Annotated in this window: 14 protein-coding genes; 10 read left to right on the forward strand and 4 right to left on the reverse strand. The window is 66.5% G+C overall.

The window, feature by feature from the left end; translation table 11 throughout:
- Nucleotides 1-228 precede the first annotated feature (228 nt).
- Nucleotides 229-627 (forward strand): heme-binding protein, encoded by a 399-nt coding sequence (locus E0T84_RS17185; protein WP_070945866.1) that lies wholly within the window; start codon nt 229-231, stop codon nt 625-627.
- A gap of 27 nt (nt 628-654) precedes the next feature.
- Here E0T84_RS17185 and E0T84_RS17190 read toward each other — a convergent pair whose 3' ends face one another.
- On the reverse strand, nt 655-1419 hold the full coding sequence (locus E0T84_RS17190) for an SDR family oxidoreductase (RefSeq protein ID WP_070185749.1): 765 nt from the start codon (nt 1417-1419) through the stop codon (nt 655-657).
- Between the two features lie 79 nt (nt 1420-1498).
- Between E0T84_RS17190 and E0T84_RS17195 the strand changes: the two genes are divergently transcribed.
- Together E0T84_RS17195 and E0T84_RS17200 are read left to right on the forward strand one after the other, a co-directional pair.
- Nucleotides 1499-2413: a LysR family transcriptional regulator gene (locus E0T84_RS17195; RefSeq protein WP_138745034.1), complete on the forward strand. Its 915-nt coding sequence runs from the start codon at nt 1499-1501 to the stop codon at nt 2411-2413.
- Between the two features lie 83 nt (nt 2414-2496).
- Nucleotides 2497-4455: a CocE/NonD family hydrolase gene (locus E0T84_RS17200; protein ID WP_138745035.1), complete on the forward strand. Its 1959-nt coding sequence runs from the start codon at nt 2497-2499 to the stop codon at nt 4453-4455.
- On the opposite strand, the gene E0T84_RS17205 is transcribed toward E0T84_RS17200, so the two are convergent.
- Nucleotides 4424-5017, reverse strand: coding sequence for a class I SAM-dependent methyltransferase (locus E0T84_RS17205; RefSeq protein ID WP_138745036.1), 594 nt, complete (start codon nt 5015-5017; stop codon nt 4424-4426). The genes E0T84_RS17200 and E0T84_RS17205 overlap by 32 nt on opposite strands.
- Before the next feature lie 75 nt (nt 5018-5092).
- Here E0T84_RS17205 and E0T84_RS17210 point away from each other — a divergent pair, with 75 nt between their 5' ends.
- The 3 genes from E0T84_RS17210 (at nt 5093) to E0T84_RS17220 (ending at nt 7892) form a co-directional block, all read left to right on the forward strand.
- On the forward strand, nt 5093-5971 hold the full coding sequence (locus E0T84_RS17210; RefSeq protein ID WP_138745037.1) for an AraC family transcriptional regulator: 879 nt from the start codon (nt 5093-5095) through the stop codon (nt 5969-5971).
- Between the two features lie 66 nt (nt 5972-6037).
- On the forward strand, nt 6038-7342 hold the full coding sequence (locus E0T84_RS17215) for an esterase family protein (RefSeq protein WP_371726026.1): 1305 nt from the start codon (nt 6038-6040) through the stop codon (nt 7340-7342).
- A 142-nt stretch (nt 7343-7484) separates the two neighbouring features.
- Nucleotides 7485-7892 (forward strand): cupin domain-containing protein, encoded by a 408-nt coding sequence (locus tag E0T84_RS17220; RefSeq protein WP_138745038.1) that lies wholly within the window; start codon nt 7485-7487, stop codon nt 7890-7892.
- 28 nt (nt 7893-7920) lie between these two features.
- Here the strand turns inward: E0T84_RS17220 and E0T84_RS17225 are convergent, their stop codons facing one another.
- The gene (locus E0T84_RS17225; RefSeq protein WP_249383670.1) at nt 7921-8820 is read right to left on the reverse strand and encodes a helix-turn-helix domain-containing protein; all 900 of its coding nucleotides are present in this window, start codon (nt 8818-8820) and stop codon (nt 7921-7923) included.
- 292 nt (nt 8821-9112) lie between these two features.
- Between E0T84_RS17225 and E0T84_RS17230 the strand changes: the two genes are divergently transcribed.
- Nucleotides 9113-10309, forward strand: coding sequence for a cytochrome P450 (locus E0T84_RS17230; protein ID WP_138745039.1), 1197 nt, complete (start codon nt 9113-9115; stop codon nt 10307-10309).
- 35 nt (nt 10310-10344) lie between these two features.
- Nucleotides 10345-12966, forward strand: a complete 2622-nt coding sequence (locus tag E0T84_RS17235; RefSeq protein ID WP_138745040.1) for an Ig-like domain-containing protein — start codon at nt 10345-10347, stop codon at nt 12964-12966.
- A gap of 40 nt (nt 12967-13006) precedes the next feature.
- Here the strand turns inward: E0T84_RS17235 and E0T84_RS17240 are convergent, their stop codons facing one another.
- A complete protein-coding gene (locus E0T84_RS17240) occupies nt 13007-14158 on the reverse strand; it encodes an FAD-dependent oxidoreductase (protein ID WP_138745041.1) in 1152 nt (383 codons plus the stop codon).
- 59 nt (nt 14159-14217) lie between these two features.
- Here E0T84_RS17240 and E0T84_RS17245 point away from each other — a divergent pair, with 59 nt between their 5' ends.
- Entirely contained in the window at nt 14218-15420 is a 1203-nt protein-coding gene (locus E0T84_RS17245) for an acyl-CoA dehydrogenase family protein (protein WP_070945789.1), read from the forward strand.
- The gene (locus tag E0T84_RS17250; protein WP_249383671.1) at nt 15413-16579 is read left to right on the forward strand and encodes an acyl-CoA dehydrogenase family protein; all 1167 of its coding nucleotides are present in this window, start codon (nt 15413-15415) and stop codon (nt 16577-16579) included. The genes E0T84_RS17245 and E0T84_RS17250 overlap by 8 nt, the downstream gene beginning before the upstream one ends.
- Nucleotides 16580-16619: the final 40 nt, after the last annotated feature.

Genomic DNA, 16619 nt, shown 5'->3' on the forward strand with positions numbered 1-16619 from the left:
TACGCCCGGCGCCGCAGATCACGATCAATTAAGAATGACAACCCGTCTCTGAGACATTTCAAGATCATCGGTCGTTATTCTGCGGCATTGAGGCGCAATTCACGCGGTAGCGCTGTAACACCACCACAGCCGTCACAGCCGTTTCAGCCTTCCGATGTTTTGCTCGCCCGCATTGCGGTTACTTTCGAATTCGGGCGGGGAATCCCAGAATCCCGAAGGAAAATGATCATGAAATTCACTGGTATCACCGCGCGCCGCGGAATTGCCGGCGCTTGTGCCGCGGGACTCCTCGGCGGGGTGGCCGCGGCAATGATCGGCGCACCGACGGCGGCGGCCGCACCCGACTGCAGTGCCAGCGGGGTGGCCGGCACCGTCAGCAGCACCACCGGTGCGGCACGCGCTTATCTGGAAAGTCACCCCGGCGCCAACCAGGCCGTGACCACCGCGTTCAGCCAGCCGCGTCCGCAGGCCGCGGCCACGCTGCGCGGGTACTTCACGGCCAACCCGCAGGAGTACAACGACCTGCGCGGCATCTTGGCTCCGATCGGGGACACCCAGCGCGCGTGCAACGTGACGGCGCTGTCACCCGAGCTGGCCTCGGCCTACTCGGAGTTCATGGCTGGATAAGTATCGGGCGCCATCCTCAATGCCGTTTCAATGACCGTGCGGGTCAGCGGCATTGAGGGTGGCAACCACCTCGTCGTAGTCCCCCCGCGCCTCGCCGTAGCGCAAAAATTTGACCCGGTCCACCTGGATTTCCTTGGCGTCGGGCCGGCGCTCCAGCAGATCGACCACCTCGGAGACGAAGTCGTCGAGGGGCATGGCGAAACTGCTCTCCCGCTGGCCTGGCACCAGGTCGGTGGCCACCGAGGGCGGGATCAGCTCGACCAGCTCGACGCTGGTGTCGGCCAGTTGCATCCGCACCGATTCGGTCAGCATGTGGATGGCCGCCTTGGAAGCGTTGTAACTCGGCGTGGCCCGCAGGGGCGCGAAGGCCAGGCCCGAGGACACCGTGATGATCGTGGCGTCCGGCTGTGCCTGCAGATGCTCGGTGAAGGCCGCGATAAGCCGAATGGGGCCAAGCACATTCGTGGTGATGGTGGCCTCCGCCGAGCGCAGAAAGCCCTCGGGCGTATGCCAGTCCTCGATCGCCATGATGCCTGCCATTGCGATCACGACATTCAGATCGGGGTGATCGCCCAGCACCGTCGCGGCGGCCGCGGTGATGCTGTCCGGATCGGCGGTGTCGATCCGGACAGTCTCCAGCTCGGGGTGTTCGGTGGCGATCTGTTCCAGTAACTCGGTACGTCGGCCACCGACGATCACGGTATTGCCTTTGGCGGCCAGGGCCAGTGCCAGTGCCAGGCCGATGCCGCTGGTCGAGCCCGGAATGAAGATGGTGTTGCCGGAAATCTTCACGGTCAGGTCCCTTCTGTATCTGTCATCCAGCGTGGCAGGACCGCACCTATAAGTCACATGCATAGTTAATATGTGCGGTATGCGTGCGACGCATATCGAGCGGATCGACCTCAACCTGATCCCGCCGCTGGTGGCACTGCTGGAAGAGCGACAGGTGTCCCGCGCCGCCGAGCGCGTCGGCTTGAGCCAGCCCGCCATGAGCCGCGCCCTGCAGCGGCTGCGCCGCCTGCTGGACGATCCGCTGCTGATCCGTGACGCGACCGGGTACCGGCTGACCGCACGCGCGGAGTCCGTCCGAACGCAGTTGCTCACAGTCCTCCCCCAGCTCGAAACAATGTTCGCCCCTGAGTATTTCGACCCCCAGACCGCCACCACACCGGTGCGCCTGGCAGCGACCGACTACGCAGTGCAGGCCTTCGGTCCCGCCATCTGCCAGGAAGTGATCCGCCAGTCGACGGCACCGGTGCGCTTCCACAGCTGGAGCCGCGAGGGTGTCGCCGAACAGATTCGCGATTCGGGCGTCGACCTCGGGCTGTTCGGCGGCTACACGACCGCGGAGCTGCACTCCGAGGAGTTGCTGGTCGAGCGCTTCGTCTGTGTGGTCGCCGCCGACCACCCACTGACCGCACACGAGCGCATCACGCTGACCGACTACGCCCGAGCACGCCATGTGATCGTCGACGTCCATGACGGAATCCAGCCCGACATCGATCTGCCGCTGCACAAGCTCGGCCGCCCCCGGCAGCCCGCGGTGACCATTCCCTACCATTCGGTGGCAGCACGGCTGCTGCCCGGCACGGACCTGATCGCCACGTTGCCCAGCCAATGCGTCAACACCCTCATCCCGGCCGGCGAATTTCGGGTCCTGAACGCACCGGACGAGATCGCCACCATGGCCTACCGGATGGTCTGGCACCCGGCCTTCGACAACGACGCGCGCCATCAGTGGCTGCGCGGCGTGGTGCGCACGGCGGTCCGACAGACTTTGCTGTGACCCCGCGTGGCGTGGGGCCATCCCGAGGCCGGGAGCCGCGCGTCATAACGTGGAGCCAGGCCGACACGCGTCAAGGAGGACGAATGGCGAACCCGTGGCAGGTGGTCCGAGGCAACGGCGGCAGGAGGGTGGCCGGACGATCGGCGCCCCGCCCCCGTAAGCGCAATCCATCGCCACTGGAACCGGCCTGGACACCGCCCCCGGCCCGCTACGGCGTCGGCGTCCACCACAACGTGGCGGTCCGCGTCTCCGACGGCACCGTGCTGCGGGCCGACATCCACTATCCGACGGACCCCGAGACGGGGGCACCGGCGGCAGGCCCGTTCCCGGTGCTGCTGTCCATGACGCCCTACGGCAAGAAGGCGCCGCCGCCGGCCGCCCAGATCGGCGGCGGGGCCACCCCGTACCTGATTCGGCGCGGATACATCGAGGTGATGGCCGATGTGCGCGGTACCGGGGCCTCCGGCGGATCGTTTGAGATGCTCGGCGCCGTTCAGGTCCAGGACGGTGTCGATCTGGTGAATTGGGCTGCGCGGCTGCCGAATTCCAACGGGCGGGTAGGGATGTTCGGTATCTCCTATCTGGCCATGAACCAGCTTCTCACCGCCGCTGCGGTGGGCCCCGACTCGCCGCTGAAGGCGATCTTCCCGGTGATGGCCGCCAACGACTTCTACCGCGATGTGGTCACGATGGGTGGCGTACCGCACATGCGCACGGTGCGTGCCTACGGCGCGGTGTATTCACTGCTCAATGTGGTCAACCCGGCTCTGGAGTTCGCCAAGCGCGGCACTCATGAGCGACCCCGGGCCGGCGGCCTTGCAGCCGTGCGCCAACGTGGGCGCGCTCAGCGCCAGTACTTCCGCGCCATGATCGGCGACGCCACCGCCGGCGGGGACACCGCCTTCGACGGGCCGTTCTGGGACACCATGCGCGCCTCGGACGTACTGCCCGACATCGCCAAGAACAACGTCGCGGTGTTCTTGATCGGTGGCTGGCACGATGCGTTCCAGCGCGGCGCACCGCTGAACTACGCCGCGCTGCAGAACGCCTACACGGGCCGGCCGCCCAACGCTCCGATGGAGCCCGGTCAGCCGCTCTCCGACCGGGTCCAGCTGATCATGGGCCCCTGGTATCACGTCTCCGACATGGACGGTCTGCACGTCCATGCGCTGCAGCTCCGCTGGTTCGACCGCTGGCTCAAGGACGACACCGAGGCCGAGGTCACCGGGGCGCCGATCCGCTTCCAGGCCATCGCCGGCCAATCCTGGTTCCAGGCACAGGACTATCCGTTCCCCGAGGCGACGCCGACCCGGCTGTACCTGGCCGAGGGCGGGCATCTGACCGCCCAACCGGCCACCGAGCTGACCGAGGCCACGCTGCGCTATGCGGTGCGCGGTCCGATATCCGGACGCAGCCTGGAGCAGTGGACGCTGGGCATGGGCAGCTTCATGGCCGCCCAGACCGGGCGGCGAATCCGCTACGACCTCGACAACCGCCGGCTGCAGCGCGAGGCGCTGACGTACACCACGGCCGAGTTCACCGAAGCCCAACTCATCGCAGGCCCAGTGACATTGACGCTGCACGCGACGGCCGACACCACGGAGACGCTGTGGGTGGCTCACCTCGACGACGTGGCGCCGGACGGCGCCAGCCGCCCACTGACCCAGGGCGCGCTGCTCGGATCCCATCGGGCATTGGATCCGGAGGCGACGTGGTATCTGGCGGATGGACCAGATCGGGAAGTTCTGCGGCCTCACCACCTCAGCACCCGCGCCGCCGTCGAGCCGGTGGTGCCCGGTGAGCTGACGCGCTACGACCTGGACGTCTTCCCCACCGCAGCGCTGATCGAGCCGGGCCACCGGCTGCGGCTCACGCTCACCACCTACGACTTCCCGCACCTGGTGCCCACTCAACCGGCCCGGCAGGCGCTGGAAGGCGGCACCTACCGGATCCGTCAGGGCGGAGACGCGCCGTCGAGCCTGCTCATCTCGCTTGCCAACCCCGCCGCGTTCACGCCCGACGAGTCGCGCGGAGGTACGTGAGCTTTCCGGCCAGCCGGATACTCCCGGATCCCACCACCGCGCAATCGAAACCCGCGTCCTCGAACAGCCGAGGGAGGGCGTCGCCACGCACGTCGACGATGTGCAGTCGGCCGCCCGGCTTCAGCACCCGGAACAGCTCACCGGCGGCGGACGCCTTGGTCGCTTCGTCCAGGTGGTGCAACATCATCGAGGACAGCGCCTGGTCGAACTCTCCGTCACCGAACGGTAGGTCCTGGGCATAGGCCCGTGTGAACGCGATACCACTCATGCCCTTGGCTTTTCGCTCCGCCCGCTGCAGCGCCCGCGGATCGGGGTCGGTCCCCACAATGTCGGCGCCCGGGTACGCCTTCTTGGCTCTGAGGGTGAGATTTCCGGTTCCACAACCTATTTCGATGACTCGCTGGCCATCCGAGAGCGCCGCCCGTGCGACCAGGTCGCGATAGGCCGGGTTCATCCCGAGGGCCCGGGTCAGGAGGTCGTAGCCGGGCAGGAACACGTCGTGGCCTGCGGCAGGCAGGTAGTCATGCCGGTTGTGCAGAAGATGTGGACGATGTTCGGTCATGAACTCCATGGTCCAGCGGGTGGGTCCAGGGATAGTTGGGTGAAGATTGGCAATATCAGGATTATCTTTGGTGTTGTGCCCGACGCTTCCCGCTTGGTCCGGCACCGCGATGGTGTCCCGGTCTACCGCTACTGGACGGACCGCGACACGCCACCGGTGTCGGTGACGCGGGGCCGGCGCGCGGAACTCCCCGAACACCGACCGCACATCCACGACTTCCCCGTGCTCTGGTACGTACCGGGCGACGGAGTCGTCTTTGTGGTCGCCGCGGGCGAGGTGATCGATCCACGGCCGCTGATCGCCGAGTCCGACGGGTTCGGGGTGTTTTTCGATCCCACCGCGCTCGGGAACGAAGCAGGGTCGCCCTGGCCGACCTGGCAGGCCCACCCGCTGCTGTTCCCGTTCATCCATGGCCGGTCCGGTGGACTACTGCAATTGCTGGTGCCCGCCGATCGGCAACCGCTGTGGGGCAGCATGATCCGATCGATCGAGGCTGAGCTGGACAGTCGTCGCGAGGGCTATCACCAAGCCGTGCTGGCCCATCTGACCCTGCTACTCATCGACCTGGCCCGACTCGCCCACGACGTGGTCGGCGACCTGCGGCGCAGCGGTGAACCGTTGCTGGCCGAGGTGTTCGCGGTGATCGACCGCCGGTTGTCGGAGCCGCTTTCGCTCAGCGACGTCGCCGCCGAGGTCGGAATGACGGCGGGTCATCTCACCACGGTGGTGCGCCGACGGACCGGACGCACCGTCGGCGAGTGGATCAACGAGCGCAGGATGAGCCGGGCTCGCGACCTCCTGGGGGATACGGACCTATCCGTGGCCGAAGTCGCCATGCGGGTGGGAATGGCCGACCCGGGCTACTTCACCCGCCAGTTCCGCAGGATGCACGGCCTGTCGCCGCGGGAGTGGCGCCGATCGGGCTCACCCCGCATCGGAACCGAATCACCTTGATAACGGAGGGGTTACGCCGCGCGCGGCCCCTGTAAGTGCTGATCACCCGTTGTTAGCGTGCGCGGTGTGAGACTGAGAATGATCGGTCGGATGTCGCGCCGCGTGGCGGCCGCGACGATCGCGGGGTTGATGTTGCCGGCGCTGGTGATGGCCGCGCCGATACCGACCGCCGCGGCGTATTCGCGCGATGGGCTGCCGGTGGAACGCCTGCAGGTGCCGTCCGCCGCGATGGGTCGCGATATCACCGTGCAGTTCCAGGGCGGCGGTCCGCACGCGCTGTACCTGCTCGACGGCCTGCGCGCCCAGGATGACGACAACGGCTGGGACATCAACACCGCCGCGTTCGAGTGGTTCTACAAGTCGGGGATCTCCGTCGTCATGCCCGTGGGTGGGCAGTCCAGCTTCTACAGCGATTGGTACCGCCCTGCGGCCGGTAGCGCGGGGACCACCACCTACAAGTGGGAAACCTTTCTGACCCAAGAACTTCCGGCCTACCTGGCCGCCAAGCACGATGTCGCGCCCACCGGCAACGCCGTCGTCGGGCTGTCGATGTCCGGCGGGGCGGCCCTCACCCTGGCGATCTGGCATCCCACCCAGTTCATCTTCGCCGGTGCCCTGTCCGGCTTCATGAATCCCTCACAGGGACTGTGGCCCACCATGATCGGCTTCGCGATGAAGGACGCGGGCGGCTACAACTCGACCGACATGTGGGGCATTTCCAGCGATCCGGCCTGGCGTCGTAACGACCCGACGGTCAACATCAACCGGCTGGTGGCCAACAACACCGCGATCTGGGTGTACTGCGGCAACGGTGTTCCGTCTGAACTCGACGGTTCCGACGGCAACTTCGGCACGATGTACAGCGCGCAGTTCCTGGAGAACATCACCATCAACTCCAACAAGGAGTTCCAGCAGAAGTATGTGGCAGCCGGCGGGCGCAACGCACGGTTCGAATTCCCGCCGAACGGCACCCACAACTGGAACTACTGGGGATCGCAGCTGCAGCAGATGAAGCCCGACCTGCTGCGGGTGCTCAACCAGAACGCGGCGGCGGCCGCCGCTCCGCCCGCCCCGGCGGCGCCTGCTCCGGCCCTGCCCGGCCAGGTCGCCCCGATGCCCGGCCAGGTTCCCGGTGTCGTGGGACAGGTGCCCGGCCAGATGCCCGGCGTCGTGGCGGCGCCCGCCGCACCAGTCTTGCCCGGCCAGGTTCCTCAGGTGCCCGGTCAGGTACCAGGCGTGGCCGGCGTTCCTCGGGTAGCCGGCGTGCCCGGCGCGGCGGGGACCCCGGCGGCTCCCGTAGCTCCCGTGGCTCCCGCAGTTCCGGTGAGCCCCGGCCTGCAGACCGTGCCGGTATCGCTGCCGCGAGCCTGATCCGCGTTTGTAACGCCATGGCGGTGAATCAGCGGGATTCCCACCATGGCGTTACAAACGTGAAGTAGTCATCGGTATCAGAAATGACTTCCATCTAGAACCATCGTTGGACTTGATCGTCTGAGGCCACTGTGATGGAGGCATGACACGCACCCGCCTCGTCCTGACCGCCCTCGCTGCGAGCGCCGTCGCGGCCCTCACCGCCCCGGCCGCGCTCGCCGATGATCCGACCGCGGGGGTCTCCCGCACCGAGCTTCAGCGTTCGGCCGCTCCCACACCGGGGTTCGAGATCATCCAGACCAGGTTCGAGATCCCAGTCGGCAAGGAGTCCGGCCGGCACAGCCATCCCGGGCCGGAAGTGGGCTACATCGTCCAGGGAGACGTCGACATGGTGTTCGACGACCGCCCGACCCAGCATCTGCATTCTGGCGACCCGTTCCTGATCCCGGCCGGCGTCGTCCACAATGCGCACAACGTCGGCAGCGTGCGGACCCTGATGCTGTCCACCTATGTGGTGCCCGTCGATCAGCCGTTGGTGACGATGTACTGATCGGGCCTTCCAGCCGCGACCCGGACGCTCAGGAGGGTGACTCAGGGGCGCTGAGCGAGTGCGCGGCCCCCTGAAGCTCGCTGACGTACATAGCTCGTTTCGCCGGACTGACCGCATGCTCCATCGGCCCCAGTTGCAGTTCGTACACCGCACGGCCATCGCTGAATATCGGAGCGGTGAGGTAACTCACCGAAAGTTCGGATTCTGACGCCAATTGTGTTGCCGTGTATGGATTTCCGGCGAGACCGGCGAGGAGTTCGTATACCTGCTGCTGAAGTCGGCCGCGCCTCGGCCGCTCGGCAAGCATCTGTGCAACTTCGGTTAGCACGAGCAGAATCCCCGGGCTGGCGTCCCCGAGCCCGAAGACGGCAACACCCGTCTGGCGGATATGCGCGAGAAGGCCGTTGAGCAATCGCTGATTGCCCCGGTCGGCGGTGCTCAGCCACGCTTCCTGCGCCTGACGGTCACGATGCGCAACCACCGTGGCACCCAAGGGCGCCGTCAGCGGTAGGTGAACACCTGCCCGAACGCCTGCCGGCACCTGGCCGTGACCGCGGGCTACCGCCAGAAATGTCAACGTGGAAGCGCCGACCAGCACCAGGCTTACGTCGCATTCAGTCCGCTGAGCAAGGTCCTCGAGCGCCTCATCGAATCTGTGCGACAACGGCATCGATTCCCTGACCGCGTCGGCGACCCCGTACAGCCCGGCCCCGAGCGAATACCGAAGGTCCGCATGGCGCTGGACCCAGCCTGCGCGTTCGAGTGCTCCCAGAATTGCCGTCGCGGTGGAACGACTCAGCTCCAACCGTGTGGCAATCGACGCCACCGAGCTCGGTTCGGATTCCGCGGCCAGAAACTCAACGATCGCGACCACCCGTTCAGTGGGCGGCGATCCCGCCCTGGCGGTGTCCGGCATCGGCGAATTCACGGGGTTCCTATCTGCGCGGCGGACACGTCCCGTCGCGGATCGGTTTCGAGGTCCATGAAACCTAGCACCGGGAAACCCGACGGATGTCGCGGCGGATGCACCCGCCTCCTGAGCGATCTACCTCACATTGCACCGTGGGCAGTTGTCTCTGTCACTGGGACATCGCGTTGCATCGCTCGATCACCCCGCTCTAGCGTCTGCAACGCATATTCGCATCAATAACAACGAATATTCGTCACCGATCGAGGAGTGCGCTGATCATGGCGTTTCCTGAGCAGATAGGAGGGCAGCGGTGAGCGCTGCAATCAGCGACAAGTTGATCGACTTCGGCACCGATCACTTGACGGACTTTCACGGGGTGCTGCGGTCACTTCGCGCAAATGGGGCCTACGCTCCTGCGCTGTTTCACGGCATGCCCGCGTTCATCATCCTGGCCAACGAGTTGGTGGGCGCCGCTTTCAAGGACGAGGAAACGTTCCCGGCCAAGGCCCTGTACGGGTTGATGACCGAACCGGTGATGGGCAAGACGCTGCAATGCATGACAGGCGACGAGCATCGGATGAACCGGGCATTGGTGTCTCCGGAGTTCCGGCGCGCGCTGATGAAGACCTACAGCGCTGAACTGCTCGAACCTATCGCGCACAACCTGGTCGACGGGTTTGCCGACGATGAAACCGCGGATCTGGTCGGCCAGTTCACCCACTTGTTCCCGTTCCTGGTGACCAACGAACTGTTGGGCCTACCCGTGGAGGACTATCCGTCGTTCGCCCGGTGGGCCCACGATCTTTTCTTCTATCCGACGGATCCGGAAAGTGCCATGCGCGCGTCGGCCGCGTTCACCGAGTACCTGGCACCCCTCGTCGCCGAGAAGCGGCGGGCGCCAGGCGATGACCTGTTGTCGAAATTGGTGACGGTGGAGGTCGACGGCGTCGGCCTGAGCGATGAAGAGATCTACTCCTTTGTCCGACTTCTGTTCCCGGCCGGAGTGGACACCACGTATCTGAGCATGGGAAACATGCTGTCCTCCTTGCTGATCCACCCTGAGCAACTCGCGAGTCTGCGCAACAATCCTGGTGAGGTCAAGTGGGCGGTCCAAGAGGCGTTGCGCTGGGAGCCCGGCCCCGTGATCGTGCCGCGATTGGCGACGACTGACGTCACGTGGCACGGCATTGACATCAAAGCCGGCACCTGGTTGCTGCTCGCCATCTCAGCCGCCAACCGGGATCCCGACGTATTCGACGATCCCGACCGGTTCGACATCAGCCGTCACGCCTCGGCTCCGCTGAGTTTCGGGTCAGGGCCGCATGTCTGCCTGGGCATGGCCTTGGCAACCACGCAGATGGAGGTTGCGCTGCGCGTTCTCCTTGAGCGCTTTTCCGAGCTTGAGCTCATCGATCCGGACAGCGTGAAGATCACCGGCAAGCTCGGGACCGAGCTGCGCGGCCCGGATCGCCTAGACGTCCGATTCGAACCGGCCGACCAAGACTGACCCACCCACAACCAAACTTGAAAGGAATCCAAATCATGAGCGCTGCAAGATATATCGGCCGGGTCGGCGGATTGGCCCTCGCACTCGGCGTGGGTGCGACGGTATTCGGACACGGCGTCGCCTGGGCCGACGACGGTACCTCCAGCACCCCGTCGTCAAGTCAGAGTTCTGAGACCGGGCAAGCTGCGGCGCGGAACGCGACCGACCGCGGGGCCTCGGCATCCACACCACGTCCGTCGCTGCGTTCCAAAGGCGTTGCAACGCAGAAGAAGCATTCGGGTTGGTCGAAGGCAAAAGCCGATACGGCGACTGGTGGCGGTTCGTCGACGACCGGTTCGGCGGACGCAGCAGATGACGCACCAACCGCGAAGCCCGCTGAAACTGTCAAGGCCAGGATCGGCGGGCTCAGGGACGCGGTGAAGCGACCCACCGCGGCGCTCACCGACGCGTTGTCGTCACTTCCCAAGCTCCCGAAGCCGGCCCCCGCACCGACCATTGACCTCACCGAGGCCGTGGAACCGCTCACCACACTCGTCAGGTCGCACCTGCCGTCAACACTCCCCTCTTCAGAGAACTTCACGGAGGCATTCTCGGCACTTCCCGAACTCCCGACGCGCGGTCCCGCGGCCGGCAACGACTTCACCGACGCGGTCAAACCGCTCACCAAGCTCGTCACGTCGCACCTGCCCGCGAACCCGGCCGCATCCGAAATCCTCACCGAGGCAGTGAACGCGCTTCCCAAGCTCCCGACTCTGAACCCTGTGTCGCTGGACAGCCTCACCTCCGCAGTGAAACCCGTCGCCTCGCTCGTCACGTCGCACCTACCGGCTGCGCCACCGGATGCGATCCTCACCGCTGCGGCCGACGCTCCGTCAGTCGTGGCCTCGACACCGCTGGGTGTCGTTGCGGCAGCAGTGAAGAACGTGTTGGCCCCGACCCTCGGCTCGACGCCCAATTCACCCATGCGGCCGCAACTGTTCCAGGGCCTGCTCGCATTGGTCCGCCGCGAGTTGGATTCCGTCGTGAACAACAAGGCCCCGAGTATCTCGTACGACGCCACCAAGACCAAGCAGTTGAACGGCGCGATCTACGGCTCAGTCGTCGCGACGGACCCCAACAACGACAACCTGCGGCTCACGGTTACGGACGGTCCGGATAACGGAACGGTCACCCTCAACCAGGACGGCTCCTTCAAGTACGTGCCCAACCCACAAACGCTGGCCAATGGTGGAACGGACACCTTCACCGTCACAGCGAACGATACTGCCGGGGATCCACTGGGACTGAAGGGGTTGTTCGGCATCAAACACACCGCGAGCACGACGGTCACAGTCGTCACGGCGCCGCAGACCAGCCCACTGCTGACACCGGAACAGATCAGCAGCGAAGAGCGTGCCGCCGCGCTCATCGAGTCCGGAGCGCTGGACGCATCAAAGGCAGCCCTCAAGGCCAAATGGCTGGCGACACAACAACTGACGTTTGCGGACACCGGCGGGGTCGATGAGCAGAACATGGCGCTGCTCGACGCGGCTGTCGATGAGTACGCCAACTACGCCGCATTGGCCGCGGTGAACATGGCGGACGCTCAGGCCGGCAGGCCCTCCTTCATCTGGATCGCCGCCGCACCACACACCGAAGACGGTACGGGGCTCGGCGGAACGCGGGTCTATTACGACAACCCCGACACCATGTACCGGATGGCCTTCGTCAACCCCGGTAGTTCCTACGTCATCCACGGAAAGGTCAACGGCGAGTTGCCGTCCGACCTGAACATCACCGCGCAGGTCGGCCAGACCGGGCAGGCTGCATCGATCATCACCGCGGACGATCTGCAGGTCAACCCGGACGGCACCTTCACCATCACCGCCGACAGCGACCCGACCAAGATCGGGCAACCGAACCATCTCTACCTTCCGCCGGGCACACAGATGATCTTCGTGCGCGACACGGTGACGGACTGGAACAGCCAACAGGCGGTGGACCTGTCGATCGAACAGGTCAGTGGCACCAACACGGAGGTCCCCCCGGCCGCGGTCGCCGCGATTGCCAACGGCATCATGATGCAGTCGGTCAACGCCTCGACGGACGCCTGGCTCCCGCTGTCAGGAAAGGCCCCCGTCAACACACTGCCGCAGCCGGCCAACCAGGGCTCGAACACCCTGGCCACCCAGATGCAGAGCATCGGACATTTCGACCTGGCCGACGATGAGGCACTGGTCGTGACTGTCGATCCGGGAACGGCCGAGTATTTCACCGTTCCGGTTACCAACGACTGGACCATCACTTCCGACTACGTCAACCAACCGACCAGCCTCAACAACTCGCAGGCCATCCCGAATCCCGACGGGACCTACACATTTGTCATCTCCAAGAGTGATCCTGGCGTTGCGAACTGGGTGTCGACGGGCGGCTTGAACCAGGGCACGATCTTCATCCGGCTCCAGCAGCTCGACCCGACCTCCACCGATGTCCCCACGGTCTCGACGAAGGTCGTTCGCGTCGACGATCTCGAAGACGAGCTGCCGGAGACCACCGTGTGGTACACCCCCGAAGATCGGGCGAAGCAGATCGCAGAACGGCAGAGCGGATGGGCGCTGCGTACCTCGCCCTACGTGGTCTCTGAAACCCTCGCTGAGAGTGCCGAAAAACTGGTTTAGCACCGACGGCCCTACCAACACCAACAGCTGAGCGCTCGCTTCAGGAGCGCTCAGCTGTCTGGTTTCCGGTGGGATGGCGATCGGGTGCTCGCACGCCACGGTAGATGCCGCGGCGGACGATCCACGGTTGCAGCACCCGGTCGATCGACCACGACGGGAACCGGAAGGCAAAACCGTTGGGTGCGAACACCTCCAGACCATTCGGTTGCACGCCGAGCACCGATCCCCACCGGCTGGCCGGCGGCTGGTAACGGCGCATCGAGCCCCCGGTGAAATGGGCGGCCACGTTGCGGGCAACCAGTCCGTCGGCCCGGTTGCGAGCCGAGGAGCGCAGCGCGTCGGTGGCTGCGACGTCGCCGACGGCGAAGACGCCGTCGTGACCGGGCACCCGGAGGTCGGGCGTCACGCGCACGAACCCGTGCTCATCGAGGATGTCCGCCGGCAGCCAGGCGGTGTTGGGCCGCACCCGCCCGATCGCCCACAGCACGGCGTCTGCCTGCACCGGCGCCTGGCCACCGCTGAAGTGAACGGGCTCGGAGGTGATGGCCCCACCGTCGAAGCCGTCGGGCACCACTGCTCGATGCCCGGGGTGCAGCGTCACCCCTGCCGCGGCCAGCCGGCTTTCAACACGCTGCCGGGCCCGCCGATGATGCTGCGGCAGAGGGTGTTCGCCCGGGTAGTACAACCCGACCCGGGTGCCGGGCCACCGTTGGGCGATGTTCGCGGCACTACTGGCCGCCGCGGCGCCGCCGCCGATGACAGCGACCGAGCGTGCCGCACCCAACCGCTCGTGTGCGGCCCGCAGCCCAGCCTCGACATCGCCCGCCGACTGCAGAACTCCTTGCCGCCAAAAGCCATTGCTCACCCCGGTGGAGATCACCAGTGCGTCGTAACGTTCCGTCCGCACGGTCCCGTCGGCCTCGCGCACCTCGACCGTCCGCCCGGAGAGGTCGGCACCGGTGAGGGTGCCGTGCACGGTACGGACGCGGTCGAGTTCACGGAAGCGGTCGAAGCCGATCCAGTAATCGCGCGCCCAGTCGTCGGGCCGGGCCAGCCGGGTGCCGAGTTCCTGACCGCTGACCAGGCCGGGATTCACCGATATGCCGACGACGTCGAACCGGCGGGCCAACCGGATCGCGGTCAGGACGCCGGTGTCACCGAGCCCGGCGATCACCACGCGCTTTCGGTCCACGTTCGGTGACGCTACCGCCCGCCCGCGAGCCGCCGAATCCCTTTCCCTATCGTGGCTGGATGAGCAGCGTCGCTGATGCGGACCGGGTCGCCGACCTCGCCCGCCAGGTCGTGGCCGACCACGATCCCAAAAAAGTCCCGATCCCCGAGTACCTGGCTGCCTGTTATGACGCGGGCCTGTCCTGGGTGCACTTCCCTGAGGGCCTCGGTGGCCTCGGGGTGTCACGAGGTCTGCAGGCTGTGGCCGACCGCATTCTGCAGGGTGCCGGCGGCCCGGTACCACTGGGCCTCAACCCGATGGGCTACGGCATGGCCGCCCCGACGGTTCGGGAACACGCTCAGTCCGACGAGCTCAAGAAGTCGTGGCTGCGGCCGCTGGCGAGCACCGAACACATCTGGTGCCAGTTGTTCTCCGAGCCGGGTGCCGGATCCGACCTGGCCGGGCTGGCCACCTCCGCGGTCCGCGACGGTGACGAGTGGGTGCTCAACGGCCAGAAGGTGTGGACCAGCCTGGCGCACCGTGCGCGCTGGGGCCTGCTGCTGGCCCGCTCGAATCCCGATGTGCCCAAACACAAGGGCCTCACCTATTTCGTCCTGGACATGCACGGGCCCGGCGTCGAGACACGACCACTGCGGCAGATGACCGGCCAGGCCGAGTTCAACGAGGTTTACATCACCGACGCCCGGATCCCCGACGCACATCGGCTCGGGGAGGTCGGTAACGGCTGGAATGTCGCGATGACGACGCTGATGAACGAGCGTAGCGCCCTCGGCGGCAGCGGCAACCGTCGCGGAGCCGGGACCATCTCGGATGCCGTGGCGCTGTGGGCATCACGCCCGGACCTGCGCACCCCGGTGCTGCGGGACCGGCTGACCCAACTGTGGCTGCGCTCGGAGGCCCAGCGGCTGACGGCGGAGCGCTCGCGTGCGGCGGCCACCGTAGGCGGACCCGGACCCGAGGGGTCGATCGGCAAGCTCGTCGGCGCCGAACTCAACCAGCACATCTACCAGTGGTGTATGGATCTGCTTGGGCCCGAAGGGATCCTGTATCACGGATACGGGTCCGGCGACCGTGACGACGAGCCCGACGAGAAGGACTGGCGCGGCCCGATCCAGCAGCGCTTCCTGCGCAGCAAGGCCAACACGATCGAAGGTGGCACGTCAGAGGTGATGCGCAACATTCTGGGCGAACGGATCCTGGGGTTGCCCGGTGATCTGCGGGCCGATGCCGGTATGCCGTGGAAGGAGATCCCGCGTGGCTGACAAGCAAGGTGAGTTCGCATTCACCGACGAGCAGACCCAGCTGCGCACCGCGGTCCGCAAGTTCTGTGCCGAGAACTTCGGTGAGCAGACGGCGCGGACCCTGATGGAGTCCGAGCCCCGTTTCGATCCGAAAGTCTGGGCGCGGTTGGGCACCGAGCTCGGCGTGCTCGGTCTGGCCGTTCCCGAGGCCGGCGGCGGAGCCGGCGGCACACTCGTCGACCAGGCCATCGCCGTCGAGGAACTCGGCGCGGCACTGGCCTGCGGTCCGGTGTTCGGCACCGTGTTGCTGGCCATCCCGGCGCTGGTCGCCGCCTCGACCGGTCCGGTGCGCGACGAACTCCTCGGCGCCCTCGCCGAAGGCACGCGCACCGCGGCGTTCGCGGTCCCAGACCAGGCGGGCGTATTCGACCCCGCCGCCGTGAATGTCACTGTCGCCGAAGACGGGACGCTCACCGGGACGGTCGAGCGGGTCGTGGATGGCGGCGCCGCAGATGTGTTGCTGGTGGCCGCCACGGGGCCTGAGGGCGTCGCCCTGTACGCGGTCGAGGCGGCGGGACCTGGCGTGCAGCGCACTCCGTTGGTCACGCTCGACCTGACCCGGCCGCAGGCCAGCATCGCGTTGACCGCTGCCACCGCGCAACTGGTGGCCGGTCCCGACGAGGCCGATCGCGTCATCGCCCACGCCTTCCAGGTCGCGTCGGCACTGCTGGCCGCCGAACAGGTAGGCGCCGCACAGCATTTGCTGGATCTCTCGGTGGAGTACGCGAAATCGAGGCTGCAGTTCGGCCGGCAGATCGGGTCTTTCCAGGCCGTCAAGCATCGGTTGGCGGACTGCCTGGTCGACCTCGAGCACGCCCGCTCGGCGATGTACCACGCGGTGTGGGCACTGACAGACGGCACCGACGACCCTGCGCTGGCGGCCAGCATCGCCCAGGCCACCGCCTCGGCGGCGTTCGCCAAGATCGCCGCCGACACCATCCAGGTGCACGGCGGTATCGGATTCACCTGGGAGCACCAGGCGCATCTGTACTTCAAGCGAGCCACCACCGATGCCGCCCTGCTGGGTAGCGCCGAAGCACACCGGTCCCGGGTCGCCGAATTGGTGCTCGACGACATTCCCGCCGACCGCGTGCCGTGGGTGGCCACCGGAGTCAACTAGTCGAAAACCCGCAGGAAGCGTTGCGCAACCGTAAAATCCC

It is taken from the genome of Mycobacterium sp. DBP42, from assembly GCF_005924235.1.
Classification (GTDB): Bacteria; Actinomycetota; Actinomycetes; order Mycobacteriales; family Mycobacteriaceae; genus Mycobacterium; species Mycobacterium syngnathidarum.